Annotated in this window: 27 protein-coding genes and 1 other annotated feature; of the genes, 1 reads left to right on the top strand and 26 read right to left on the bottom strand. The window is 50.7% G+C overall.

All coding sequences use genetic code 11. The annotated features are described in order from the left end of the window. Positions 1–110: 110 nt before the first annotated feature. From IC804_RS04570 to IC804_RS04610, 8 genes are all read right to left on the bottom strand, one after another. Positions 111–1,376, bottom strand: coding sequence for a cation:dicarboxylate symporter family transporter (locus IC804_RS04570; protein ID WP_029760682.1), 1,266 nt, complete (start codon positions 1,374–1,376; stop codon positions 111–113). A 308-nt stretch (positions 1,377–1,684) separates the two neighbouring features. After that, positions 1,685–2,398 (bottom strand): RNA polymerase sporulation sigma factor SigK, encoded by a 714-nt coding sequence (sigK, locus tag IC804_RS04575; protein ID WP_008879948.1) that lies wholly within the window; start codon positions 2,396–2,398, stop codon positions 1,685–1,687. Positions 2,399–2,916: 518 nt separating this feature from the next. Next, entirely contained in the window at positions 2,917–3,060 is a 144-nt protein-coding gene (locus IC804_RS04585) for a YrzI family small protein (RefSeq protein WP_008879949.1), read from the bottom strand. Positions 3,061–3,427: 367 nt separating this feature from the next. Continuing rightward, a complete protein-coding gene (locus IC804_RS04590; protein WP_008879950.1) occupies positions 3,428–3,673 on the bottom strand; it encodes a YrhC family protein in 246 nt (81 codons plus the stop codon). Positions 3,674–3,734: 61 nt separating this feature from the next. Continuing rightward, positions 3,735–4,868: a bifunctional cystathionine gamma-lyase/homocysteine desulfhydrase gene (locus IC804_RS04595; protein ID WP_008879951.1), complete on the bottom strand. Its 1,134-nt coding sequence runs from the start codon at positions 4,866–4,868 to the stop codon at positions 3,735–3,737. Then, positions 4,865–5,794, bottom strand: a complete 930-nt coding sequence (locus IC804_RS04600) for a PLP-dependent cysteine synthase family protein (protein ID WP_011887863.1) — start codon at positions 5,792–5,794, stop codon at positions 4,865–4,867. The genes IC804_RS04595 and IC804_RS04600 overlap by 4 nt, the downstream gene beginning before the upstream one ends. Positions 5,795–5,854: 60 nt before the next feature. Continuing rightward, positions 5,855–6,565, bottom strand: a complete 711-nt coding sequence (gene mtnN, locus IC804_RS04605) for a 5'-methylthioadenosine/S-adenosylhomocysteine nucleosidase (RefSeq protein ID WP_011887864.1) — start codon at positions 6,563–6,565, stop codon at positions 5,855–5,857. Between the two features lie 14 nt (positions 6,566–6,579). Next, positions 6,580–7,227, bottom strand: coding sequence for a class I SAM-dependent methyltransferase (locus IC804_RS04610; RefSeq protein ID WP_011887865.1), 648 nt, complete (start codon positions 7,225–7,227; stop codon positions 6,580–6,582). 192 nt (positions 7,228–7,419) lie between these two features. Between IC804_RS04610 and IC804_RS04615 the strand changes: the two genes are divergently transcribed. Beyond that, complete coding sequence (locus IC804_RS04615; RefSeq protein ID WP_008879955.1) at positions 7,420–7,629, top strand: YrzA family protein; 210 nt, start codon at positions 7,420–7,422, stop codon at positions 7,627–7,629. 101 nt (positions 7,630–7,730) lie between these two features. Here the strand turns inward: IC804_RS04615 and IC804_RS04620 are convergent, their stop codons facing one another. From IC804_RS04620 to IC804_RS04705, 18 genes are all read right to left on the bottom strand, one after another. After that, entirely contained in the window at positions 7,731–8,363 is a 633-nt protein-coding gene (locus tag IC804_RS04620) for a YrrS family protein (protein ID WP_011887867.1), read from the bottom strand. 62 nt (positions 8,364–8,425) lie between these two features. After that, positions 8,426–10,192, bottom strand: a complete 1,767-nt coding sequence (locus IC804_RS04625; protein ID WP_011887868.1) for a peptidoglycan D,D-transpeptidase FtsI family protein — start codon at positions 10,190–10,192, stop codon at positions 8,426–8,428. 138 nt (positions 10,193–10,330) lie between these two features. After that, positions 10,331–10,807: a transcription elongation factor GreA gene (gene greA / locus IC804_RS04630; RefSeq protein ID WP_008879958.1), complete on the bottom strand. Its 477-nt coding sequence runs from the start codon at positions 10,805–10,807 to the stop codon at positions 10,331–10,333. 107 nt (positions 10,808–10,914) lie between these two features. Beyond that, positions 10,915–11,550, bottom strand: coding sequence for a uridine kinase (gene udk / locus IC804_RS04635; RefSeq protein ID WP_011887869.1), 636 nt, complete (start codon positions 11,548–11,550; stop codon positions 10,915–10,917). 1 nt (position 11,551) lies between these two features. Beyond that, a complete protein-coding gene (locus tag IC804_RS04640) occupies positions 11,552–12,823 on the bottom strand; it encodes a peptidase U32 family protein (protein ID WP_011887870.1) in 1,272 nt (423 codons plus the stop codon). 17 nt (positions 12,824–12,840) lie between these two features. Continuing rightward, a complete protein-coding gene (locus tag IC804_RS04645; RefSeq protein WP_011887871.1) occupies positions 12,841–13,770 on the bottom strand; it encodes a peptidase U32 family protein in 930 nt (309 codons plus the stop codon). Beyond that, positions 13,767–14,420 (bottom strand): O-methyltransferase, encoded by a 654-nt coding sequence (locus tag IC804_RS04650; protein ID WP_011887872.1) that lies wholly within the window; start codon positions 14,418–14,420, stop codon positions 13,767–13,769. Before IC804_RS04650 ends, IC804_RS04645 begins: the two co-directional genes overlap by 4 nt. A 204-nt stretch (positions 14,421–14,624) precedes the next feature. Next, the gene (gene mltG / locus IC804_RS04655; protein WP_011887873.1) at positions 14,625–15,716 is read right to left on the bottom strand and encodes an endolytic transglycosylase MltG; all 1,092 of its coding nucleotides are present in this window, start codon (positions 15,714–15,716) and stop codon (positions 14,625–14,627) included. Between the two features lie 328 nt (positions 15,717–16,044). Continuing rightward, on the bottom strand, positions 16,045–16,341 hold the full coding sequence (locus IC804_RS04660; RefSeq protein WP_008881012.1) for a DUF1292 domain-containing protein: 297 nt from the start codon (positions 16,339–16,341) through the stop codon (positions 16,045–16,047). Between the two features lie 17 nt (positions 16,342–16,358). Continuing rightward, entirely contained in the window at positions 16,359–16,775 is a 417-nt protein-coding gene (gene ruvX, locus IC804_RS04665; RefSeq protein WP_008881013.1) for a Holliday junction resolvase RuvX, read from the bottom strand. Between the two features lie 3 nt (positions 16,776–16,778). Beyond that, a complete protein-coding gene (locus IC804_RS04670; protein ID WP_008881014.1) occupies positions 16,779–17,045 on the bottom strand; it encodes an IreB family regulatory phosphoprotein in 267 nt (88 codons plus the stop codon). Positions 17,046–17,114: 69 nt separating this feature from the next. Further along, positions 17,115–19,751 carry an alanine--tRNA ligase gene (gene alaS / locus IC804_RS04675; RefSeq protein WP_008881015.1) on the bottom strand — a complete coding sequence of 879 codons (2,637 nt, stop codon included), beginning with the start codon at positions 19,749–19,751 and terminating at the stop codon, positions 17,115–17,117. 46 nt (positions 19,752–19,797) lie between these two features. Further along, positions 19,798–20,020 (bottom strand) — a binding site (T-box leader). 47 nt (positions 20,021–20,067) lie between these two features. Then, positions 20,068–21,129 (bottom strand): AI-2E family transporter, encoded by a 1,062-nt coding sequence (locus IC804_RS04680; RefSeq protein WP_008881016.1) that lies wholly within the window; start codon positions 21,127–21,129, stop codon positions 20,068–20,070. A 122-nt stretch (positions 21,130–21,251) separates the two neighbouring features. Next, a complete protein-coding gene (locus IC804_RS04685; protein ID WP_008881017.1) occupies positions 21,252–21,386 on the bottom strand; it encodes a YrzQ family protein in 135 nt (44 codons plus the stop codon). 11 nt (positions 21,387–21,397) lie between these two features. Then, a complete protein-coding gene (locus IC804_RS04690) occupies positions 21,398–21,589 on the bottom strand; it encodes a hypothetical protein (protein ID WP_008881018.1) in 192 nt (63 codons plus the stop codon). 15 nt (positions 21,590–21,604) lie between these two features. Beyond that, entirely contained in the window at positions 21,605–22,078 is a 474-nt protein-coding gene (locus tag IC804_RS04695; protein ID WP_008881019.1) for a PRC-barrel domain-containing protein, read from the bottom strand. A 25-nt stretch (positions 22,079–22,103) separates the two neighbouring features. Further along, positions 22,104–24,467 (bottom strand): SF1B family DNA helicase RecD2, encoded by a 2,364-nt coding sequence (locus IC804_RS04700; protein WP_008881020.1) that lies wholly within the window; start codon positions 24,465–24,467, stop codon positions 22,104–22,106. 17 nt (positions 24,468–24,484) lie between these two features. Then, positions 24,485–25,147 carry a tetratricopeptide repeat protein gene (locus tag IC804_RS04705; protein ID WP_008881021.1) on the bottom strand — a complete coding sequence of 221 codons (663 nt, stop codon included), beginning with the start codon at positions 25,145–25,147 and terminating at the stop codon, positions 24,485–24,487. Between the last annotated feature and the right edge of the window lie 89 nt (positions 25,148–25,236).

Consider the following 25,236-nt stretch of genomic DNA (forward strand, 5'->3'; position numbering starts at 1 on the left):
TTTCATTATAAATATAGCGGACAGTCTTCAAGACGGCAACTATTTTTTCCTTATCACCGTTTTTTGAAAAGAAACAAAAAAAGCGGCTCCCCATTCAGCCGCTTTTTCAGTTAGGCGCTTTGCCGCAACTCTTCCAAATATTGTTTTCCTTGCTCTTCGTCATATTGCCCTTCCCATTTCGACATAATGACAGCTGCTAGCGCGTTGCCGACAACGTTCACAGCTGTGCGCGCCATATCTAAAATGCGGTCAATACCAGCGATAAACGCCAGCCCTTCAACTGGAATGCCGACCGTGCCAAGCGTCGCCAGCAAGACGACGAATGAAACACCCGGAACGCCGGCAATGCCTTTTGAGGTGACCATCAAAACAAGCACGAGCGAAATTTGCTGTGAAATCGGCATGTCGATGCCATACAACTGGGCGATAAAAACAGCTGCCAACGCCTGGTACAGCGTCGAGCCGTCTAAATTAAACGAATAACCAGTTGGTACGACAAATGACGTAATGGCTTTCGAGCATCCGAATCTCTCCATTTTTTCTATGATTTTTGGCAGCACCGTTTCGGAGCTCGACGTGCTATACGCCAATACGAGTTCATTTTTCAAAATTTTAATAATATGAAAAATATTTATGCCCATCAATTTTGCCACGCCACCGAGCACAACAAGCACAAAAAATGCCATAACTCCATAAACGAGCACGACGAGTTTGCTGAGCGGAAGAAGTGAAGCGACCCCAAACTTCGATACCGTCACACCGATGAGCGCAAAAACACCGAACGGCGCGAACTTCATCACTTGGTTTGTCACGTAAAACATCGCTTCCGCGGTGCCCTGGAAAAAGTGAAGCACCGGCTTTCCTTTTTCGCCGATCGCTGCCACGCCCAACCCGAACATGACCGAGAAGAAAATGATCGGCAGTATATTGCCGTTCGACAGTTCCTCAAACAAGTTTTTCGGCACAATGTTAACAAACGTTTCCACCATCGAGTGGTGCTGCACTTCGTTTGCCGTATCAATGTATGATTGAATATCTGTTTTCTCGAGCGACTTCATATTGACACCAGCGCCTGGCTGGAACACATTCGCTGCCAAGAGGCCGACGACAATTGCAATCGTCGTGATGATCTCAAAATAAATAATCGTTTTTCCGCCCAATTTCCCGAGCTTTTTCACATCACCGACATTGGCGACGCCTACAATTAAACTCGAGACGACAATCGGAATGACGATCATCTTAATTAAACGGAGAAAAATATCTCCGATCGGCTGCAAATACGTCGCTACTTTAGGATTTCCGTAAAAAATAGCTCCGACGACAATCCCGAGAATAAGGCCGATAAAAATTTGCCAAGCTAGTCCGATTTTCCGCAACGTTTTTCGCCTCCTTTAGACAAAATTAGACAAAAACAGACAAAATTATTTTACTTTTAAAAACAAAACTTGTCAATGTTTTTGGATGAAACCGCTTTGCTACGCAATATTAGAGATAGATTTTATTTTTTCAGAATAATTTTTTAATTTCTCTATTAAAAACAAACAAAAAAAGGTGTCTTAAAAGAGAGTAAGACACCCTTTTTCACCACTATTATATAATATATGAACACCGAGTACTTCTGCAAGACTATATCTGGTATCAATATGAAAGCTAGGCACCTTTTAGGACGGCCCTCTCTCCTTCTTTATGGCCGCCGTTTTTCTTTTTCTTGCCGGTAAAACTCGTGAAACATTTTCATTAATGCCCGTTTTTCGATGCGCGAGACATAACTTCTTGAAATACCGAGCTCTTTGGCGATTTCACGCTGTGTTTTCTCACGTTGCCGGCCAAGGCCAAACCGGTTGACGATCACTTCTTTTTCCCGCTCGTCAAGCACACTGATGTATTTTTTTACTTGTTCAAGCTCCATGTTCAGCTGGATTTCATCGACGATGTCTTGCCCTTCCGATTTTAAAATATCAAGCAGGCTAATTTCATTCCCTTCTTTGTCTTGACCGATCGGTTCATGGAGGGAAACGTCTTTGCGCGTTTTTTTCAACGAACGCAAGTGCATAAGTATCTCGTTTTCAATACAGCGGGCCGCATATGTCGCCAGTTTCGTCCCTTTATTTGGTGAATAGCTTTCAATCGCTTTGATCAGCCCGATCGTGCCAATGGAAATTAAATCTTCTACTTCCTCTCCAGTATTTTCAAACTTTTTGACAATATGGGCGACAAGGCGTAAATTATGTTCGATGAGCCGGTTGCGAGCCTGTTCATCACCTTTTGCCATCAACTCCAAATATTTTTCCTCTTCTTTGGGGCTTAACGGCTGGGGAAACGCATTGTTTTTAATGTACGAGACGAGAAACGTCAGCTCTTTCAACAAAAACGCAAACGCCGAAAAAATGCCGGACATGCTCTCACCCCCGCCTGCTGTCATCGGCGGAAACCGCCCTACCGTATGTATATGCAGAGGTGCGGTTGTCCGTGTCTAGACAAAAAAATTCAGCCGACCCTGAAAGAAGCCGGCTGTGAACAAATGTATCACCTATGTCAATGAACAAAATGCAACTCGTTCTGTTGGTTTCCCCTCCATTACAGACGAAGCTCACTCTCATTACACTTCTGCTTCAACGCTTACTTCAGCAGCGACAACAAACGCAATGGACGCTGTAATGACAAGTGACATGATGATGGCGAACATCCCTGTTCCCTCCTTGGCTTCCTACTTTATTTTTATTTTACCAAAGAAGACGAGGAACGCTTCCGCCACATTTTGAACAATTGGTGAAACTCTATCGTCAGCAACAACACGCGGAGCACCGGTTACACCCCTTCAGCGTGAGTCAAGTCGAATTGCCCTTCTGTTCCATCCACATGATAAGCCACGCCGGTACCATTAACATGAATCTTCTCCCCTTTCATCCTCATTTTTTAAAACACCCGTTGATGGACAGAACATTTACGGTCAAGCAATTCCTCCTCAGCCGCACGCGCGAACCGCTCCTCTTCAATGCTCCGCTTCCGCGGCTTTCTCCTCTCGATCGTGATCGTGATAAAAAACAAATGAATCGTCATGTCCGCTCACCTCCTTTCTATGCAAAAAACCGCAGAAGGAAGACGCTTCTGCGGCTAAGAATACAAAAAGCCGCAGAAAACGAGACTACTCCCCTTCTGCGGCCCGATTGCTGTTTGTTGTTAACGGTGCACGTTCATTCCCGATCGGCGGAAGGTCGAATAGCCTTTTGATTGAAAGAATACATCGATTTTGTCCCCATCATCATCATCATCATTGTCATTGCCTTCGACCTCCCTTCGGAAATAACGTGGTAGAGGTAATTATACCCAAAATTCGTTCTATTGTAAACAATTCTTTTACAAAATAAGCAAAAAGCCCTCTGTCATCTCTCAATAAAAAACCTGCCTTTCAGTAAAAAAGGCAGGTTTACGGTTCGAACGAGTTCTCTTCTTCAAGTTGACAGACATAACGGGCAGCGCGGCGCGAGCAGTATAATGCCGCGGCCAAGCAGCCGGCAACGGCCACCAAGGCAAACGGTTTTTTCGCTGTCTCAAGTGCTCCTGGGATGATCGTGCCCAAATAGAAAAACGCACCGAGCGCGAACAAAACAAGGCTGTACGTCCTGAAGTCACCCGCCTTCGTGCGCAGCACGTTCCGTTGTTGTTCATTCACTGCCAATTCCTCCTCTCGCCCTCACTTTACCATAAAGGGCGAAAAAGGAGGAGCGGCAATTTCAACCAAGCGCTTGCGCCAAATCGTCAATCAAATCATTGACGTCTTCAAGGCCGACCGATAGACGGATGAGCCCATCAGTAATGCCGAGCTGTTCACGCCGCTCTTTCGGGATCGACGCATGTGTCATTTTCCCTGGCAATGAAATTAAGCTTTCGACTGCCCCTAAACTTTCAGCTAGCGTAAAGTAGCGGACACGCGACAGCACCGTTTCAGCGCGCTCAAGGCTGCCGACATCGAACGAAATCATGCCGCCGAACCCACGCATTTGTGCTTTCGCCAGCTCATGGTTCGGATGCTCCGGAAGCCCAGGATAATACACGCGGGTAACCGCCTGATGCTCCGCCAAAAAGGCGGCAATTGCCCGCGCATTTTGTTCATGCTCTTCCATCCGCACGCCAAGCGTTTTCATCCCGCGCATAAGCAGCCACGAATCTTGCGGTCCAAGGATGCCGCCCGTCGAATTTTGCACGTAATGAAGCCGCTCGGCGAGCTCGGCGGTGCGGACAACAGCCAGTCCGGCGACGACGTCACTATGACCGCCTAAATATTTCGTCGCGCTATGGATGACGATATCAGCGCCAAGCTCAAGCGGCGTTTGAAAGTACGGTGTCGAAAACGTGTTATCGACGATCAATAGCAGCCCGTGCGCACGGGCAATGGCGGCGGCGGCCTTCAAATCCGTGATTTTCAACAACGGATTCGTCGGTGTCTCAATGTAAATGGCTTTCGTATTTGGACGAATGTGCGCCTCTATGTTGGCGATGTCGCTCGTATCGACGAACGTCGATTCCAATCCGAATCGGTTTAACACGTTCGCCATCACTCGATACGTGCCGCCGTAAACGTCATCGGTGAGCACAATATGATCCCCGCTGTCAAACAGCATCATGACGGCCGTAATCGCCGCCATTCCGGAAGCGAACGCGAACCCGGCCTCGCCGCCTTCGAGGTCAGCAATCAGTTTTTCGAGCGCTGCACGCGTCGGGTTGCCGGTACGCGAGTATTCAAATCCTTTATGCTTTCCAACTTCTTCTTGCTTGTACGTACTCACTTGATAAATCGGCACCGACACCGCCCCTGTATGCGGGTCACCCGGAATGCCGCCATGAATGAGCAACGTTTTTCGTCTCATGAGGATCCTCCACCTTCGTAAATGTTTTTGCTTAAATACCGCTCGCTCCCGTCAGGGAAAATGACGACGATGTTTGTCCCCGGCTTCGCCTTCTCAGCCTCAAGCAAGGCGGCATGAAAGGCGGCGCCGGATGAGCTGCCGACCAAAAGCCCTTCTTGCCGCGCCAGTTCGCTCACGCGGCGGAATGCGTCATCATCGCGAATCGTATAGATGGCGTCAAAATAATCCGGATCCATAAACGGCGGCAAAAACTCCATGCCAATTCCCTCCGTCCGATGTGGACCGGGCTCACCGCCGCCTAAAATCGAGCCTTCTGGTTCGACAATGACCGTTTTAATGGCCGGATTTTTTTCTTTTAAAAACGTCGCCGTCCCCATAAACGTACCGCCGGAACCGGCTCCGGCGACAAAAATATCGATTTGCCCGTCCAGATCATCCCACAACTCCGGTCCAAGTGTCTTGTAATACGTGTTGGGATTGGCCGGATTTTGAAACTGCTGCGGGCAATACGCTCCCGGGATCGTGCGGGCAAGCTCTTCAGCTTTGCGGATCGCCCCTTCCATCCCCTCTTCAGTCGGCGTATGGACGATTTGGGCTCCGAGCGCTTTCATCAGTTGCTGCTTTTCGATGCTGAATTTTTCCGGCACGCAAAAAATGACATTCACATTTTTGCCGATCGCCGCTAACGCCAAACCAATACCAGTATTGCCGGCGGTCGGTTCGATAATCGTGCCGCCTTCTTTCAGCTTTCCCGATTCCAACGCTTCACGCAAAAGCTCCTGTCCGAGCCGGTCTTTAATGCTTCCTCCTGGATTAAAGTACTCGAGTTTTGCAAATAGACGAACCCCTTCGGGCAAAGGAAAACGCGTAATTTCGATGACTGGTGTATGACCGATCAGCTCATGGATGCTTTTTGCTACCTGCATATGAGTCACTCCGTTTCTTCACGTCCATTTGGCAGCGAGACAGCGGCGCCTTTACGCTTTTCACTGTTTAGCCTTGCTTTGGACCACCGTCAACATCGACAACACAAGCTCAGCCGAATGTTTCGCCGCCGTCTCCAAAAACTGCTCAAACGACACATTCGACTCTTCACCGGCAATATCAGACAACGCCCGGATGATGACAAACGGCGTTCCGAACTGCACGCACACTTGGGCGATTGCCGCCGCTTCCATTTCGACGGCGCACAACTCCGGAAACTGTCCACGCACAAATTCAACACGTTTCGGGTCGTTCATAAATGAATCGCCGGTTGCGATCAAACCGATGGCCGCTTGGAGGCCATCAAGCTGCGCCGCGGCCTGCTTCGCTGCCTCGACAAGCGCCTCATCGGCCCGATAACGCGCCGGCAAGCCGGGCACTTGCCCGTACGCATAGCCAAACGCCGTCACATCAACATCATGATGAACGACTTCATCAGAAATCACAAGGTCGCCAACACGCAGCGATGGCAAAAAACCGCCGGCTGAGCCAGTGTTGATCACAAAATCAGGACGGAATCGGTCAAGCAAAAGTGTCGTTCCCATCGCAGCGTTCACCTTGCCGATGCCAGACTTCAACAACACCGCTTCGACACCGTCAAGGCGTCCAGTGGAAAATTCGCATCCGGCGATCACTACCTCTTCGCGCTCTTCCATGCGCGACCGCAAAATGGCTACTTCTTCTTCCATTGCTCCAATAATAGCTGCTTTCATCGTTCTCCCTCTTTCTATGTCGTTTGTTTCACCGCCTCCATCACCCAGACAAACGCGTTTTGCTGTGCAAAGGAGACGGAAAAGCCGTGGTTGGCAAATAGCGAAGCCAATACATCAAGCGTCGTATAATATTCGCGTTCCAAATCATCAGCTAAATCATGGAAGCCGCGTGCCCGAGCGGCTTCCACCGTCTGGCGGAACGCCTCTTTGTCGCGAAACGCCGTATCGGCAAACACTATTTTACCACCGGAGTGAAGCAGTTGACTATATTTGGCGATCGCCTCGTCTTTTTCAGCATCGGTCAAATGGTGGAACGCATACGTACTGGCGATCGTGTCGATCGGTTCTGGCGGCAGCGGAAACTGCAAAAAGTCGCCATCCATAATGACTGCGCGTTCTCCGAGCTTTTCCGCCGCCTTTTTCCGCATCGGCGCTGATGGCTCAATTCCATATACCGTTTTTCCGCGCTCGAGCAACTTTTTCGTCAAATTGCCGGTGCCAATACCAAATTCGAGCACGACTTGGCCCGCTTTATCAGCAACCGTGCTTAAAATGCGATCATAGCCGGCAAACACGTCACGGTATTGTTCATCATAGCCTTCGACCGATTGGTCATACGACTCTGCCCATTGCTCAAACAAATCAAGAAATTCCCTACCCATGTAGTCACACCTCGTAAAGTTTATAATTCCTATAAATATAGTATGTTTTTGGTGATTACCTGTTCCCAATGTAGCATATGTTTTTCTTTTGTTCAATGATCATGTTTGCCACTACATGTATTGTTCCCCCTTATGAACTGGTGGATGAGGGCGGGAAAATTTGCTACACTGGCTTTGAAAGGAGGCAAAACGATGTTCAACATTTCTCTTGATTTAATCGAAGACAAAGTGGAATTTTTTGAAGCGGATGATTTACAGACACTTGAGAAAAAAATTAACGAGCAAATCGAACATAATAAAGCATTGTTGCTTTCCGTTCACCATGTATCGCACCAAATGCATGTCATGGAAAACGGGAAACGGTTTTACAGTGCGGTTGTCCACTTCAAAGCAAAAAAATAACAGGTGCCCATGCTGCTTCGGGCACCTGCTTGACACCACATCTAAATGCACCTCTAACGTTTCCATTCCGACACTGGCCGGGTCCATACTTTCCAAAGACGTTACGGCCTTTTCTTCAGTTTTTGCACTTTTGTCGGCTTCCAGCCTTCATTCGTCACCCATTCAATATACACTTTGTAATGAGCGGTTTGATCCTTCTTGGAAATTGTAGCGACCGCTTTGTTCGGTCCGTTGTTGCCGATGAACCAAACAATCATCTCTTCGGGAGCAATGCCGGTCGCATAACTAACTGCATCAAGCATTTCTTTCCAGTCGACTGAGTCTTTCTTAAACACCGTTTCGTGCGGCTCTGATTGTGTCGTACCGACTGGTTGCCATGCCGGGTTGACAATTTCTTTTTCAATGTTCGACCCCGGCGGCCCCGGTGTTTCCGTCACTTCGGCTTCATCTTCATCTTGATCTTTCTCCTCGGTGGAAGCCTCATCGTCCTCTTGCTGAGGTTCCTCCGTTTCGGTCGGCGCTGCTGTTTCCACTTCCACTCGTTTCGCGTTGTTTGCTGATTGAGCTGTTTTTGCCCCAGCTTCAGTCTCCTCACGGCTTGGCGAGCTGCTAAACAGCAAATTCCAAGCAACAACGACAATGAGCAGCACGACAATGGCAATCGCCCCGTTCAGCCAGCGGTTGATTTTCCGCCGCTTAGCGCGGGCGGCAAAGCGCGTCCCTGTTTGTGGCATAGTCTCCTCCCCCTTTTTTATGCGGTTTTCCTGCTGAAAAACGGGTTCTCTATACGAGTTCGTTATCCCTGCTCGTTTTTGTCATAAGCGTAAAGCGTTTCGACGGCAGCAGCAAACACGTCGTTCGTCACGGTGCGCCCATTCGGGCGGTCGAGCTCGACGACGACAAGAGCATATTTCGGACGATCAACTGGGAAATAGCCGGCAAACCATTTATTAATTAATTCACCCTCGTCATCCGTTTTTCCTGTCTCCGCCGTTCCCGATTTGCCGGCGACAGCATACGGCAATGAGCGGAAGCGGCGCCCGGTTCCTTCTTCCTTAGTGACGACACCGCGCAACAGCTGCTGGAGCTGTTGTACCGTTTTTGGCGCGAGCGGCTCCTGATTTGTCGCCGGTTCGGGTGAAAATGAAAACAACGTTGTACCGTTTTTATAGAGTACTTGATCGACGGCTCGCACTTTAAGCGCTTCACCACCGCGGGCGATCGTCGCCATCATATTGGCAACGCCAAGCGGCGAGACGCGTACATCTTTTTGCCCGATCGCCGTTTGCGCTACAGCGAGCGGCACCTGCTTGTCATGCCGATCGTGCCAGATCGTTCCTTTCCGCTCTTCCGGGAACTGGCGAAATTGCTCTTCACGGTAAACCGTCCCCTCCCAGCCAGCCATCGGATACAGCCCAAGCTTTTCGGCATACGTCTCAAATGCGTCTGAATCATGCTGAATTAACTTTTTGCCGAGGGTGGCGAAGGCGTTATTGCAGCTGACAGCAAAACTGTCAGTCAAGTCGAGCATGCCGTAATCGTGCTCCTTATCGCGGGTTATGCCGTCAATTTTTTTGCTGCAGTCAAACATCGTCTTGAACGAAGCAAGCCCTTCGTCGAGTGCCGCCGCGGCGATCACTGTCTTAAAGATGGAGCCGGGAATGTGCGGCAGCACCATTTGATTTTCCGCTCCGCGGTTTTTGTACGGATCGCGCGGATCCATATTCGGGCGGCTGACTAGAGCGAGCACGCTGTTTGTATCGATATCTAGCAAGACGAGACCACCTTTTTTCAGTCCGTATCGATCCACGATCCGCTCCATCTCTTGCTGTATATCACGATCAAGTGTGGTTTGGACGGTCACCGGATAAAACGGGTTACCTGGTTCGCTATATTTCACATCGAGCCCAAACAGCGGCCTTCCTTCAGCATCGACGTGATAAAGCAGCTTCGTCTCATCATCGGCGAGCAAAAATTCGTCAAACGCCTTCTCGAGCCCTTGAATACCGGCCTCGGCCCGCGGTGGGATCGGTCGTTTTGGATACCGTTGACGCAACAGCTCGCGATCCGGACGAGTGAAGCCAAGCACATGCGGAGCGTACACCGTCTCGAGTGCATATTGTTTATTGACGGCCAAGACACCTGGGATGCGCAAATCGTTAATTTGTTTCATCTGCCTTTCGCTTAACGCGAGTGGCTCACCGTCTTGCTCGAAGACGAACGGCCCGTTTGCCCGCTCGAGCTGACGGCGAATCTCTTCCTCAGGGACATCTATGATGCGCGCAACTTGTTCAATTGGCCATGTCACCGTGTTTAAAAACGGAAATAACACAAGCGATGGCACGTACCGTTTTGTAAGCGGCTTTCCATTTCGATCGACGAACGACCCACGGCCATCATCGATCATCAATTCTTGTGTGCGCTGGGCAACGCTCTCGGCAATTAAATTATGATTGGAAAACGATTCCGTGTCAATGAGCTGAAGCTGGGCCAATCGCCCGATAAGCAGCAGCAAACCGAATTGAATGAGCGCCAGCATGGCGAGCGTCCGTTTTTTCCACATAAAGAAAACACCTCATCATCAGTTTTGACGAGGTGTTTTCGTTTGAAACGTACCAAAGGCAGTGATTTTCCCGCTTTGTTTACACCGCTGTCCGTTTGGCTTGAGCCGCCGCTCATTTCATAAGACAGCACGGTGCGCTTATTTCACTGCAACAATTTTCACGAGCATTTCCCCGCCTGGCGTTTGTACAGTCACTTCGTCGCCGACGCGGTGGCCGATCAGCGATTTGGCAATCGGTGAGTCGTTGGAAATTTTCCCTTCAAACGGATCGGCTTCGGCGCTACCGACAATTGTATACGTCTCTTCCTCACCGTCCGGAAGCTCAATGAACGTCACCGATTTGCCGAGTGAGACGACGTCTGGGTTTTCTTTGTCTTCTTCAATGATGACCGCGTTGCGAATCATCGTTTCGAGCATTTGAATGCGTGATTCGACAAACGCCTGCTCATCTTTTGCTGCATCGTATTCCGAGTTTTCCGATAAATCACCAAACCCCCGTGCAATTTTAATGCGTTCGACAACTTCTTTTCGTTTCACGGTTTTTAAATACTCAAGTTCTTGCTCCAGTTTCTCTTTTCCCTCTTTCGTCATCGGATACTGCTTCTCATTAGCCATTGATCTCACTCCTCTATGTTCTTCATTATGTAAAACGTACGAACAGAAAAACAACTGTTCGTACGCTTACTTGTTATATAATATATTGTTTTGTCTCTGTTATGTTATTATAAAACCGATTTTTGTTCAAGGACTGTGCGAATTTTTGCCACCATTAAATCGATAGCGACGACGTTTTGCCCGCCTTCCGGGATGATGACGTCCGCATAGCGCTTCGTCGGTTCGACAAACTGGTTGTGCATCGGCCGGACAACGGATAAATATTGGTCAATGACCGAGTCAAACGTGCGGCCGCGCTCTTTAATGTCACGGATGAGGCGGCGGATGATGCGAAGGTCCGGGTCGGTGTCGACATACACCTTGATGTCCATCAAATTGCGAAGCCGCTCATCCTCTAAAACAAGGATTCCTTCTAAAATAATGACATCTCTCGGCTCAACGTGGATGACTTGATTCGAACGAGTATGCAGCGTATAGTCATACACTGGCTTGTCGATCGGTTCATAGCGAAGCAGTTTATGCACGTGTTCGATCAATAAGTCGTTGTCAAACGCCAGCGGGTGGTCGTAATTTGTCTTCAGCCGCTCCTCAAACGGAAGATGGCTTTGGTCTTTATAATAAAAGTCTTGCTCCAAGACAAGAATCGAGCGGTCGCCGAAATGATCGTAAATCGCGCGGGCGACGCTCGTTTTCCCTGAACCGGAGCCGCCGGCAACGCCGATGACAACGGGTTTCTTCGCCATCTTAATTCTCCTTTCTCATCATGTTGTATGGGAAGAGAGGGCGCTTGACTGGAACCTTGACGATTTGCAGCGGATGGCGCGCTGCATCAAGCTCGTTGCCGTCTTCATCCCAAATTTTTTCAATGACTTGAGTAAAGTTTTCAATTTCCGGACCAAAAAATTCGACTTCGTCGCCCGGTTTAAAATGGTTGCGCTGTTGGATGGTGGCGATACCCGTCTCCCGGTCGTAATCAAGCACCAAGCCGGCAAACTCATGCGTCGTTTTTCGGCTGTGCGTGCCATACATATGGTTTGTATAGTCAGGAAAGCCTTCAAAAAACGACGAAGCCGTTTCACGGTTGGCACATTTGTCGAGCTCACGCACCCACTCTTCACGAATCGTGAAATGGTCGGGGTCAGCACAGTAAGCGTCGATCACTTTCCGATATACGCTGACGACCGTCGCCACGTAATGGATCGATTTCATCCGTCCTTCAATTTTCAAGCTGTCGACGCCAAGTTCAATCATCGCCGGAATGGCGCGGATCAAGTTTAAATCTTTCGCGCTCATGGCAAACGGCGCGTCATTTTCAGAAAACAGAGGGATTTCGCGGCCATCATCAGACAGCTGGTACAAATCGTAATCCCATCGGCATGACTGACAGCACCCGCCACGGTTCGAGTCACGAGCGGTCATATGGTTGCTCAATACACAACGGCCCGAGTAGGCGGAACACATCGCTCCATGGATGAATGCCTCGATTTCAATATCGACTTTCTCCTTAATTTGCCGAATTTCTTCAGCACTTACTTCGCGGGCAAGCACAACTCGCTCGAGCCCTTCCTCTTTCCAAAATTGGACCGCTTTCCAGTTGGCAAGCGACTGCTGTGTGCTCAAATGCACTTCGAGCTTCGGCGCCACTCGGCGCGCTGTTTCGATGATGAGTGGATCGGCGACGATAATGCCGTGAACGCCAGCATCTTCTAGTGCCCGCAAATAGTCGTCAAGGCCGGGAATGTTTTCGTTATGCGCGTAAATGTTGGCCGTTACGTACACTTTTGCCCCGTACTGATTGGCAAATTCCACTCCTTCGCGAATTTCCTCAATCGTAAAGTTGTCAGCGTTGGCCCGCAAACTGTATTCCTGACCGCCGATAAAGACGGCGTCCGCACCGTAATGAACGGCGATTTTCAGCTTTTCCAAGTTGCCGGCCGGCGCGAGCAACTCCGGCTTTTTTACGATGACGCGCTTGCCGTCAACGATCTCGGAAATGCGTTCATTTTTCAGCAACATGTCGTTTCCCTCCTTTTTCAATAAATCGTTTCTTTGAAGAAAAATCCGGTATCAATTCGGCGGTGCGGCGGCTGGAGCGCTTCAACGGCAGCGAGCAAATCGTCTTTCTCCTTCTCGTAGCGCTCACGGTCATCGGCGCATAAATCGATGGCATGGCGATACAGCTTCGTCACTTCGGTAATGTAGCCCGGTTCATGCAAAATACCGTCGATTTTAAAGCTGTCAATGCCAGCATTCACCATGTCGCCCAGTTCGTCAATAATGCAAAGATCGTTCGGGCTCATAATGTGTGTGCCGTTTTCGTCTTCAAAAATCGGGTATTTATGGTCGCGTTCTTTGTCGTACAGGAACATCCCTTTTTCATACTTTTTCCGTTCAATTTCCATCACTTTTCCTTGATATTCAAAATAGTTGCCGATCAGTGAACGCTTCGACTGATACATGCACGTCATGCCATGCACTTGCACTTCGATTTCCACTTCGGCATGGGCCTTGATTTCTAAAATGGCGTCCATGTTCAGCTCGCGCGCCAAGACGGCGCGTTTCGCTCCTTTTCGTCCCCAGTAGTTGCACGTATACCAGTTTGTCGCTGTCGTTTCCGTGCTCCAATGGAGCTTCATATGAGGGGCGGTTTCTCGTACTGTCAGTAAAACCGCTGGGTCGCCGAAGACGATGGCATCAGCGCCTACGTCGGCGACAAAGGCGACGTAATCAGCGAGTTCGTCCACTTTATCATTATGAAAAATGGCGTTCATCGCCACGTAAACATTCATGCCGTGCCGGCGGGCCGCTTCAACAGCCGCGGCGACATCGGTGCGGGAAAACTCGCCAGCGAGCCGCAAGCCATAGCGCTGTTCGCCGACAATGACAGCGTCCGCTCCCGCTTTCGCGAGTTCGTCAATATGGGAAACGCTCGTCGGTGTGACGAGCAATTCCGGTTTTTTCATTCTCGTTCACCTCGTTTTTTCGATATAGCGAGCCCGTCCCCGACCGGAATGATGATCGTGTCATAATCGCTCCGGGCCATCAGCCATTCGTTGTAGCGACGGATTTTTTTCGCAATGTTCCAAAGCCGCTTATTGTCCGCGGGCGTTTCGGCGGCGACGAGCCCTTTAAACAGCACGTTGTCGCTGATGATGAGGCCGCCTTCAGCAAGAAGCGGCTCATAGAGCGTAAAAAAGCGTTCATACTGCCCTTTGGCGGCGTCAATAAACATGGCATCAAACGGGGCGGCAGCGGCCACATCGGCCTCAACCGCGAGCGCATCACCAAAGACGGCTTCGATTTGATGTTCGGTATTCGTCTTCCCGATATAAAAACGGGCGCGGTCGTATCGCTCCCGGTCTTTTTCAATCGTCACAATGTGCGCCTCCGGCAACGCTTTCGCCATTCGGATCGCCGAATAGCCGATCGCTGTGCCAATTTCCAAAATACGGCGTGGTCTGACGGTTTTCAACACAAACAGCAGCACTTCCATGCTCACCGGATCCATAATCGGCACGCGGTGTTCATGCGCGTACTGTTCCATTTCCGCGATATCCGGATCCGGTGCCGGGCGCAGCTGCTGCAAATAGTGAACGACGTCTTTTGCGAGCAAGACGATTCCTCCCCGGCATCAACAAAGTGAAAAGCGCCTGCCTAGAGCCGATCGACAGCCCCAAGGTTTGCGCTTCATCATCATGAAAAATAAGAGCCGCAAGCGGACTCTTATCATTAGCCTGTTCAACTTTATCTATACTACCACAAAACAGCGAAAAAGCGAAGCCATTTAGCCCGATTGGCCAGCAACTTCCGTTTTACTCTATTGTTTCCCAATATGCTTCGCTTTTTCTCGGTTATGCTCATCCAATGTTTTGGTGAAAATGACGTCTCCAGCTGGTGTCGCCAAAAAGTATAAATAGTCGGTCGTCGCCGGCTCGAGCGCCGCTTCGATCGACATCGTGCCAGCATTGGCAATCGGCCCTGGCGTCAGCCCTTTATGAATGTACGTATTGTACGGTGAGTCGACTTTCAAGTCTTTGTAAAAGACACGCTCCTTATGTTTGCCAAGCGCGTATAAGACAGTGGGGTCAGTTTGCAGCGGCATGCCGATGCGCAGCCGGTTGTAAAATACGCTAGCAATTTTCTCGCGGTCGGCTTTTTCCGTTGCCTCTTCTTCAATTAATGACGCCATCGTCAACAGCTGATGCGGCGACATCTGCCTTTCCTTCATCGCATCCTTGTATGTGTCGAGCACGACCGCTGTTTTGGCGACCATTGCCTCAATGATTTCCGGAAGCGGCGGCTTTTTGTCCGCAAACACATAAGTGGCTGGGAACAAGTAACCTTCAAGCGGATAGCGAATGTTTTTATGAAAAATATCGTTCGTTAATAAATCAGGATATGTCTTCATCAGCTGTTCAATGTACGCACGGTCATTCATCTGCTTCATAATCTCTTCTTGCTTGTACCCTGTTTTTGCGGCGATGAGATCGGCGATTTGCACAAGCTGCGATCCTTCGGGGATCGTCAACTTCAATCCGATTTTCAACGACTTCCCGGTTTTTAACAGCTCAATGATGCGCGTCATCGGCAGCGCCCGCGTCAACTCATACTCACCGGCTTGAAAGCCGGACTCGTTTTTCCAGCGAACGTAGTAGCGGAAGACCGTCGCGCTTTTAATCAGTCGCTTTTGTTCAAGTTGTTCGGCAATATCCGCCACCGATGAACCGATTGGAATGGAGACATGCACCGGAGTGCGGTCATCTGGGTCGACTGGCTCGAACGCTGAACGGATATATAGAAAACTGCTGGTGCCAGCGATGACAAGCGCGACCAGCAGGACGGCGCAAACAATCAAAACCATTTTCCTTACCAGCCGTGCCTTAGACATCTGAAAATCGCCCTGTTTCATCTTCAACCTCCTTTCATCGGTCATATTATACTACAAAATTCTCCATTTTTCGCGTTTTAGCGATTAAAAAGCGTGACATGGATGAGTTCTGATCCCCATCGACCGTTGAAACTCATCGCTCACCGTTCAAAAAATTCATCGAACAGAAATGCTCTGTGAGCAAAGTTTGCTCTCCACCTACGTATGAAAATGGTAACCCGAGGTACACTCATTTTCACAGAAAGATCCATGAGCCAAGTTGCCTCTCTCCCTAGGCATGAAAATGTCCGCTCAAGATGTGTGCATGTTCACAGAAAAAGCGGCCGCCCCTAGGCAACCGCTTTGTTCGTCACTCTTCACCTTCTTCTTGTTCAGCGCAAAATGTATTCCACACTTCTTCGATCATATCCCATTCTTCTTCCGTCTCAATCGGAAGCAGCTCGCCTTCCTCATTTTCGTCGCCGGGGATAAACGCTGAAACGTGCACTTCCGTCTCACCGTCTTCGTCTTCAGCCTCGGCGCTGACCGGATAGTAAAACACGTACGATTTACCGAAATCGTCTGATTCAAACGTAAACAAAATTTCGCACAGCTGCTCGTTGCCTTGTTCATCGACAACGGTAATATGACGGTCTCCATGTTCCATTGATATTCTCCTCCTACTCACCGTTTACTGTCCAAATACGATTGCAAAATGACGGCCGCTGCCATTTTGTCGATCACTTTCCGCCGCTTTTTCCGGCTCACATCGGCAGCGATCAGCATGCGCTCGGCAGCCATCGTCGACAGCCGCTCATCCCAAAGCACGACCGGCAAAGAAAACTCCTCACGCAGCTTGGCAGCAAACCGCTCGCTCGCCTCGGCGCGCGGCCCGAGCGTGCCGTTCATGTTTTTCGGCCATCCGACAACGATCGTATCGACACCATATTCGTCGATGATGGCGCGCAGCCGTTCGAAACCATAGTGGCCGCGCTCCTCATCGATGGCGATCGTCTCCAAGCCTTGCGCCGTCCAACCGAATTCGTCGCTGACGGCGACGCCGAGCGTTTTCGTTCCGAGATCTAGTCCTAACGTTCGCATCGGTTAACCCTTTCGTTGTCCCTGTAAATAGAATTTCACCAATTCTTCGATTAATTCGTCGCGCTCAATTTTGCGGATGAGCGTGCGCGCATCTTTATGGCGCGGGATGTAAGCCGGGTCACCGGACAACAAGTAGCCGACAATTTGGTTGATCGGATTGTAGCCTTTTTCTTGCAAGGCGTCGTACACCGTCAGCAACACCTCACGAACGTTCGTTTCGGCCGGCTCCTCCGGGAAATGAAACTGCATCGTTTGGTCAAACGAGCTCACCGTTTCCACCTCGCTCTTCATTTGGGCCATCCCGTTATCTTACATCCATTGTACACGATTCGCGCCCATTTAGGAAATGGATTTGACCCATGTTTCGACATAATCGAGCGCTTCGCCGACTTTGTTCGCGTCCTTCCCACCGGCCTGCGCCATATCAGGACGTCCGCCGCCTCCGCCGCCGCAACGTGAAGCCACTTCTTTGACGAGTTTGCCGGCGTGGTATCCTTTTTTCACTAAGTCATCAGTCACCGCAGCAATCAATTGGACTTTGCCACCTTGCACGGCCGCTAACACGATGACCGCCGTCCCTAGTTTTTGCTTCAAGTCATCAGCCATCGCCCGCAATTGGTTCATGTCGTTCGCCTGCACTTTTGCGGCTAATACCGGCACACCGCCCACCTCTTTCACTTGACGGGTGAGGTGTTCCGCCTCCATATGGGCGAGACGGGCAGCAAGCGACTCATTTTCGCGCTGCAGTTGGCGCAGTTCGGCAAACAGCCCATCAAGGCGGGCATTCAGCTCTCTCGGGCTCGTTTTCAGCTTTTGCGCCGCTTCTTGCAACAGAGCAAGTTGTTCGCTCATAAAGCGGTATGCCGCTTCCCCAGTCACCGCTTCAATCCGGCGCGTGCCGGCACCGATGCCGGACTCGGAGACGATTTTAAACAACCCAATGGCCGCTGTATTCGGCACATGGCAGCCGCCGCACAACTCTAAGCTGTAGTCGCCAACTTTAACAACGCGGACGATATCGCCGTATTTTTCACCAAACAGCGCCATCGCCCCCATCGCTTTTGCTTCCTCGAGCGGTTTGTAAAAAATGTCGACCGGAATACTCTTCCAAATTTGTTCATTGACGATCGCCTCAATGCGCTCGAGCTCATCAGGCTTCACTTGCCCGAAATGAGTAAAGTCAAAGCGAAGCCGATCCGGGGCAACGAGTGATCCGGCCTGGTTGACATGGCGGCCAAGAACGTCTTTTAACGCTTGATGAAGCAAGTGGGTCGCCGTATGGTTTTTCACGATTTGCGACCGCTTCACTTCATCGACGCGCGCCGTATAGCGATCGCCTTTTTTCACCGCACCGCGTTCGACGACAATCGAATGGAGGTGCTGACCGTTCGGTGCTTTTTGCACATCTTTGACGACCGCTGTTCCCGTTTCGCCTTCAAACACACCTTGGTCAGCGATTTGTCCGCCGCTTTCGGCGTAAAACGGCGTCACATCAACGATGATTTGTGCTTCCTCGCCAGTCCCGACTTCCTCCACGGGCTGTCCGTCTTTAATGATGGCAATGACCGTCGAAGAAACGACGAGCTCATCGTAGCCGACAAAACGGCTTTCGTCTTTAATGTCGCCGAGCACCCCGCCTTGCACTTGCATCGAATCGACATCTTGGCGAGCGGCACGGGCCCGTTCGCGCTGGCGCTCCATCTCGCGCTCAAAACCGGCGTGATCGACCGACATGCCCGCTTCAGCAGCATATTCTTCCGTCAGCTCGAGTGGGAAGCCGTACGTATCGTACAAGCGGAACGCCTCTTCTCCTGGAATGACAGTGCTTCCTTGTTTTTTCGCCTTTTCCATCACTTCTGCCAAAATGGCGAGCCCTTCATGAAGCGTTTCGTGGAACCGCTCTTCTTCCGTCCGAATGACGCGGGCGATGAAATCGGCTTTTTCTTTCACTTCCGGATAATAGTCTTGCATAATTTCACCGACAACCGGAACAAGCTCATACATAAATGGACGGTCAATGCCGATTTGTTTCGCATAGCGCACAGCGCGGCGAAGCAGGCGGCGCAATACATAGCCTCGTCCTTCGTTCGACGGCAGCGCCCCGTCGCCGACCGCAAACGTCACGGCACGAATATGGTCAGCGATGACCTTAAAAGCAACGTCTTTATTCGGATCTTTGCCGTATTGCTCACCCGCGATCTGCTCAGTCGCGCGGATGATCGGCATGAACAAATCAGTTTCAAAGTTCGTCGGTACATCTTGCAAAATCGAGCACATCCGCTCTAAGCCCATGCCGGTATCGATGTTTTTCTTCGGCAGCGGCGTGTACGTGCCGTCCGGGTTATGGTTGAACTGTGAAAAGACGAGATTCCATACTTCTAAGTAGCGGTCATTTTCCCCGCCTGGATACAGTTCTGGATCGTTTGGATCGTTGCCGAACGCTTCACCGCGGTCATAAAAAATTTCCGTGTTCGGACCGCTCGGGCCTTCACCGATATCCCAGAAGTTTCCTTCTAAACGAATAATCCGCTCTTCAGGAAGACCGATCTCGTTGCGCCAAATGTTATACGCCTCTTCGTCTTCCGGATGAACAGTGACTGACAACCGCTCTGGATCAAAACCAATCCACTTTTCACTTGTTAAAAACTCCCATGCCCAATGAATCGCTTCACGCTTGAAATAATCGCCGATCGAAAAGTTGCCGAGCATTTCAAAAAACGTATGGTGGCGAGCCGTTTTCCCGACATTTTCGATGTCGTTTGTGCGGATCGATTTTTGCGCATTGCAAATGCGCGGGTTGTCCGGGATGATACGGCCATCAAAATATTTTTTCAGCGTCGCGACACCGCTGTTGATCCATAATAACGACGGGTCATCGACAGGAATGAGCGAAGCGCTCGGCTCGACCGCATGGCCTTTTTCTTGGAAAAACTGCAAAAACATACGCCGCACTTCGGCAGACGTTAACTTTTTCATAACAATCCTCCCCTTTGGTCTTTTATATAAAAAAACTCTCATCCCCTTCAGGGACGAGAGTTGTGCTCGCGGTACCACCCTGTTTATGGGCAAAAAGCGCCCATCACCTCTTTGGCCGTAACGCAGCCTTGCGTCAGGTTTTGCCTGCGCTCCGGATTAGCCTTCTGTTGCCCTTCATCTGGAATTTCTTTCAGCCACGGAAATTCCTCTCTGTGCGCCAACGCGCGTTAAGATGGACTGCAACATACTCGATCCGTCATCGCGTTATGTATTCGCTTTTTTCATTGAAAAATTATAGACAAGCCGCGCCCATTTGTCAATGCGGAGCATAATGCTCTTTCCAATGCACGAGGGCTACTTTCAGCACCGCCGCAGTCGGAACGGCGAGAATGAGCCCAGGCACACCGGCAAGTTCGCCCCCGGCAAACAACGCGAACATAATGACCAGCGGATGCATATGAACGCTTTTGCCGACGATCAGCGGCGACAAGACGTTGCCTTCTAAAAACTGCAAGGCAAAAATCAAGGCAAGCACGATAATGACCATTTTGAGCGAAATGGTGGCCGCCAAAATCGCTGCCGGAATAGCGCCGATCAGTGGGCCGAAATACGGGATGATGTTCGTCAATCCAATCACAAACCCGAGCAAGAGAGGATAGTCCATGCCGGCGAGCCAAAGGCCGAGCGATGCCGCCAAACCGATGGCCGCACAGACGAAGAGCTGACCGCGAATATAGCCGCCGAGCGACTCATCAACATCTTTTAAAAACGCTATCCCCGGTCCGCGCCACCGCTTCGGGGTCATATACCAAACCGCTTTTTTCAACACATCAATATCTTTTAGCATATAAAATACGATAAACGGGATAAGAAGAAACATCGCCGCAGAACCGATAAATGATTTGACCGCATTAATCGCCATCGTCACTGCTCGGGCAACTACCTGCTCAAGCTGCACAAACATCGCTTCAATGCGCGTATGCACTTCCATCGGCCACGTTGACGTTTCATCGTGGATGTGGCGCGCCCACTGCCGATATGTATTCATCAATGATGGCAACCGTTCATCCAGTTCACGCAGCTGGGCGATCAGCACCGGTATGCCGCGGTAAAGACCGTAGCCGACCGAACCGAAAAACAACAAATAAATGAGCAAAATGGCCAGCGCCCGTGGCACCCCCTTGCTGTGGATATACTCAACAAGCGGGTGCAACAAATATGTAATAAACGCCGCCAACAAAAACGGCGTCAGTACGGTAGTGACAAATTCGACGACCGGCCACCAAATCTCTTTCATCCGGACGATTAAATAGACGATCACAGTCACGAGCAGCCATTTCCCGATGCGAAAGAATGACAGCCATTGTTGCTCCCCCATCGCCACACCTCCTACCGTTTAGTGTAGGAGATGGAGGGAGAAATATGCCTTCACGGTTCCTTCCACTATTTAACAACCAAGAAAAGCCGCCGTCCCCCTTCAACCGGGAGACGACGGAGCCGTCAGCGGATTGCCTGCATCAAGCGGCGACGCATTTTCCGCATCGTGCGGCCGTTCATCAAATTGTTGCGCTGGGCAAGCTGATAAGCAGCGACTCCTACCCCGATTGCCAACAGTGAAGTCATCGTCCGGTTCATGCTCGTCCCTCCTAAAATTGGATCGTGCGTTCATGGTCGTCAAACAAATCATCGAGGGAGCTTAACGTTCCATCCTCTTCCACTTGATGGGCGTGAATCATTCCTTTAGAAACGGACAGCTCAATAAAACAGTCCCAGCAGTAATATTGGTTGACGCCGATCTTCCCTAAATTTTTCCGTTTGCAATTCGGGCAAATGAGCATCGACAGCCACTCTCCTTACCTCATTGTTTCGACGGTGACGACGCCTTCTTTGGCGGTGAACGGAGCTGCCTCCATTCGTTTTTTTCCTTCGGTCAAGTCGGAAAAAAATCCCTCACTAATCTCGTATCCGTCAATTTTGCCCAATTGCCCGTCAAAATATACATCATCCAGCAAGCCGATCGTTGTTCCGTCTGCGGCGACAACCATGCTGCCGGCGATGCCGCGTTCACCGTAAAGAGAGTGGCCACTGTCAAGAGAGGGGAACGGCTGGAAACTGCCAGCATCACGGATGATGACCCGGTCGTTTTGAAACGACTGCACAGCCGAAAGGGGCAAGTAGCGGCGGCGGTTAAATAGACCGCTCCGTTCCGCGATAAACCCTTTGACTGTGCCGTGGCTGGTAAACCAAATGTCAGCGATCGTCCCGACCGCTTTCCCTGTCGTTTGTTCATAAATGGGAAGCCCTTTGACGTCGGAAAACGTCCGCATCATTCTCCCACCTTTCCAGCCACTTTTAGCTTGACCCATCGTCCATAAAGTCATACGGCGTAACGTTTTCCATCCCGATGTTCGCATCCTCAAGCGGCAGTTCCCCTTCGACAAACAGCGCAGTCGAAGCCGCCAACTTTTCTGCAAGCGCCGTCTGGCGCGCTCCGTCGCCCCGCTGGGCAACACCAAACCGGAATGCTTCTTCCTCCCCGCATAAAATCAGAAATTGTTTGCTTCTTGTCACCGCCGTATACAACAAATTCCGCTTCAACATCCGGTAATAACTTTTGACAACAGGCAAAATGACAATCGGAAACTCGCTCCCTTGCGCCTTATGGACGGAGCAGCAATATGCATGGGTAATTTGCGCTAAATCTTGCCTTGTATACGTCACTTCAATGCCGTCAAATGAGACGACGAGCAAATCTTGCTTTTCTGTATTTTCTTTGGCATAAAAAATGGCCACGACTTCACCGATATCGCCGTTAAACACGTTGTCTTCCGGTTGATTGACGAGCTGGAGCACTTTATCGCCGACGCGATACACTACGTCGCCAACGGAAAGTTCTCGCTTCCCATCCGTTGGTGGATTAAACAGCTCCTGCAGCACTTTGTTTAGCTGATCGATACCGGCTGGGCCGCGGTACATCGGAGCGAGCACTTGAATGTCTTTGACGGAAAACCCTTTGTTACGCGCATTTTCGGCGATTTGACGCACGACACTAGCCACTTGTCCGGCGCGGCAGCGGATGAACGAACGATCCGCCTTCGGGGCAGTCAAGTCGGCCGGCACGTTCCCACGCTTCATCTCATGGGCGAGCTCGATAATCGATGACCCTTCCGCCTGGCGGTACACCTCGGTCAGCCGCACGGACGGGATAACACCCGACTCGAGCAAATCTTTCAACACTTGCCCTGGCCCGACGGATGGAAGCTGGTCTTCATCGCCAACGAAGATGACTTGCATCCCATTAGGCACCGCTTTTAACAGGTGATTAGCCAACCACGTATCGACCATCGACACCTCATCGACGACAAGCAGCTTACCGGCAATCGGCTCATTTTCATCGTGGCTGAACCCTTCCGCTCCATTCCAGCCGAGCAGCCGGTGAATCGTCGCCGCCGGCAGCCCGGTCGCCTCACTCATCCGCTTTGCAGCCCGTCCAGTCGGAGCAGCGAGCAGCACAGGAAACGGTTCACCGTTTTTGTAATCGTCGGGGGAAAGTGATATGCCATTTAGAACCGCAAACAGCTCAACAATTCCTTTAATGACCGTTGTTTTTCCTGTTCCTGGACCTCCCGTCAAAATAAAGAGCGGCGAAGACAGCGCCCGTTGAATCGCTTCTTTTTGCTGCGGAGCATATTGCATCCCGAGTCGTTCTTCAAGCGCCCCGAGCGCCAGCAAAAACTCCGACTCCGGAAATGAGGCCGATGGTGGCGTTTGCCCGAGCAACCGCCGAATGTTAGAAGCGATCCCTTTTTCGGCGAAGTAAAGCGAAGGAAGATAATAGCGGCCTTGTTCCGCGATCATCTTTCCTTCTTCGCTTAACATAAGGAGCGTCTGTTCGATGGCTTGTCCATCAACCGCTCCGTTCGACCTTCCGCCAAGCAGCTCCCCAATGCGGCTGACGAGCTCTTCTTTCTTCATGTAGACGTGCCCTTCTTGCAAGCATGCCTGCTCAAGGACAAACAGACAAGCGGCGCGCAGCCGGGCTGGATGACTGCCGGAAATGCCGAGCTGCCGCCCGAGCTCATCGGCGCGACCAAAACCGATCCCTTCAATATCTTCGACGAGCTTGTACGGGTTTTCATGAATGATGTCCATTGTCTCTTCGCCGTATACTTGGTAAATTTTCATTGCCAGCTGTGGACCAAAACCGAGCTGAGCGAGGGCGATCATCGTCTGTTCGAGCCCTTCGTGGGCGCAGAGCGTTTCGTACAATTGCTTCGCTTTTTGTTTCGTCAGCTTGGGCACGCGTTCGAGCGCTCCTGGATCACGCAAAATGGCGGCGATCGCGTTTTCACCAAGCGCATCGACAATCGCTGTCGCTGTTTTTTTGCCGATCCCCTTAAACAAGCCGCTCGACAAATAATCGATGACTCCTTCTTTCGTGTTCGGAAGCTGTTTGCGGAACTGCTCGGCCGCATACTGGCGGCCAAAGCGCGGATGTTGGCGGAATTGCCCGTAAAAGATGTACACGTCCCCTTCATTTAAACGTGGAAAATAGCCGGTGACGACCACTTCTTCCTCCGCAGCCGCTTCATTCGTTTCTTCGACGCGGATACGGACAACGGTATACAACGTCTCCTCGTTATGAAAAATGACGGCCAAACACACCCCTTTAATAAACGTGCGGCCGTCCAGCGCAAGCGATTGCTGCTCTTGCAACAGTCATCCCCTGCCTTTTACGGCGCAAGCCGCTTTTCCATCAGTTTCTTTCCGTACCCGGCGAGCACGTGATCCGGGTTGGCATCTAAAGCGGCGGCAAATAAATCACGGGCAGCGGCCAGATCATCTTTGTACGCATAAATGACGCCTAAATTGTAGTACGCATCCGCATGGCGCGGATTCCGTTCCAACGTTTTTTCGAAATACCGTTTCGCCTCATCGACATAATCGAGAGCAGCGAGACAAAGACCAAGTTGAAAGAGCGCTTCGGCATCTTCTTCATTCAGTTCAGCGGCCCGCTGCAAATACGGCAGCGCCAAGCGCGGCATCTCAAGCCGACATAATGACATTCCAAGCATAAAATGCGTATCCGCATCATTCAGCCCGAGCGCCAGCGCCCGTTCAAACATATCTTTCGCCTGAGCAAACTGCTCGCGCCTGTAGTGGACCGTACCGATGCCATAATAGGCTGCCGCTGCTCGCTCATCAAGCATAAGCGCCTGTCGGAAGCATTCGAGCGCCTTCTCTTCCTCGCCGGCAGCGGCAAGAACGGTACCGATGTTAATATAACCAGCCGGGTCATCCGGATGTTCATTCACTGCTTCAGAAAAGCAGCGAAGCGCTTCTTCGTACTCTCCTGCGCGCATATGCGCTAACCCCTGTTCATTGAGATTGGCCACGCTCATCCCTCCTACTTCTAGTTTAGCACATATGTTCGTTCTTTTCGAGCAATTGCAAAAAACACCTCAACCCGACTCCGGGTTGAGGT

Source organism: Geobacillus sp. 47C-IIb (genome assembly GCF_014679705.1).
Lineage (GTDB): Bacteria > Bacillota > Bacilli > Bacillales > Anoxybacillaceae > Geobacillus > Geobacillus thermodenitrificans.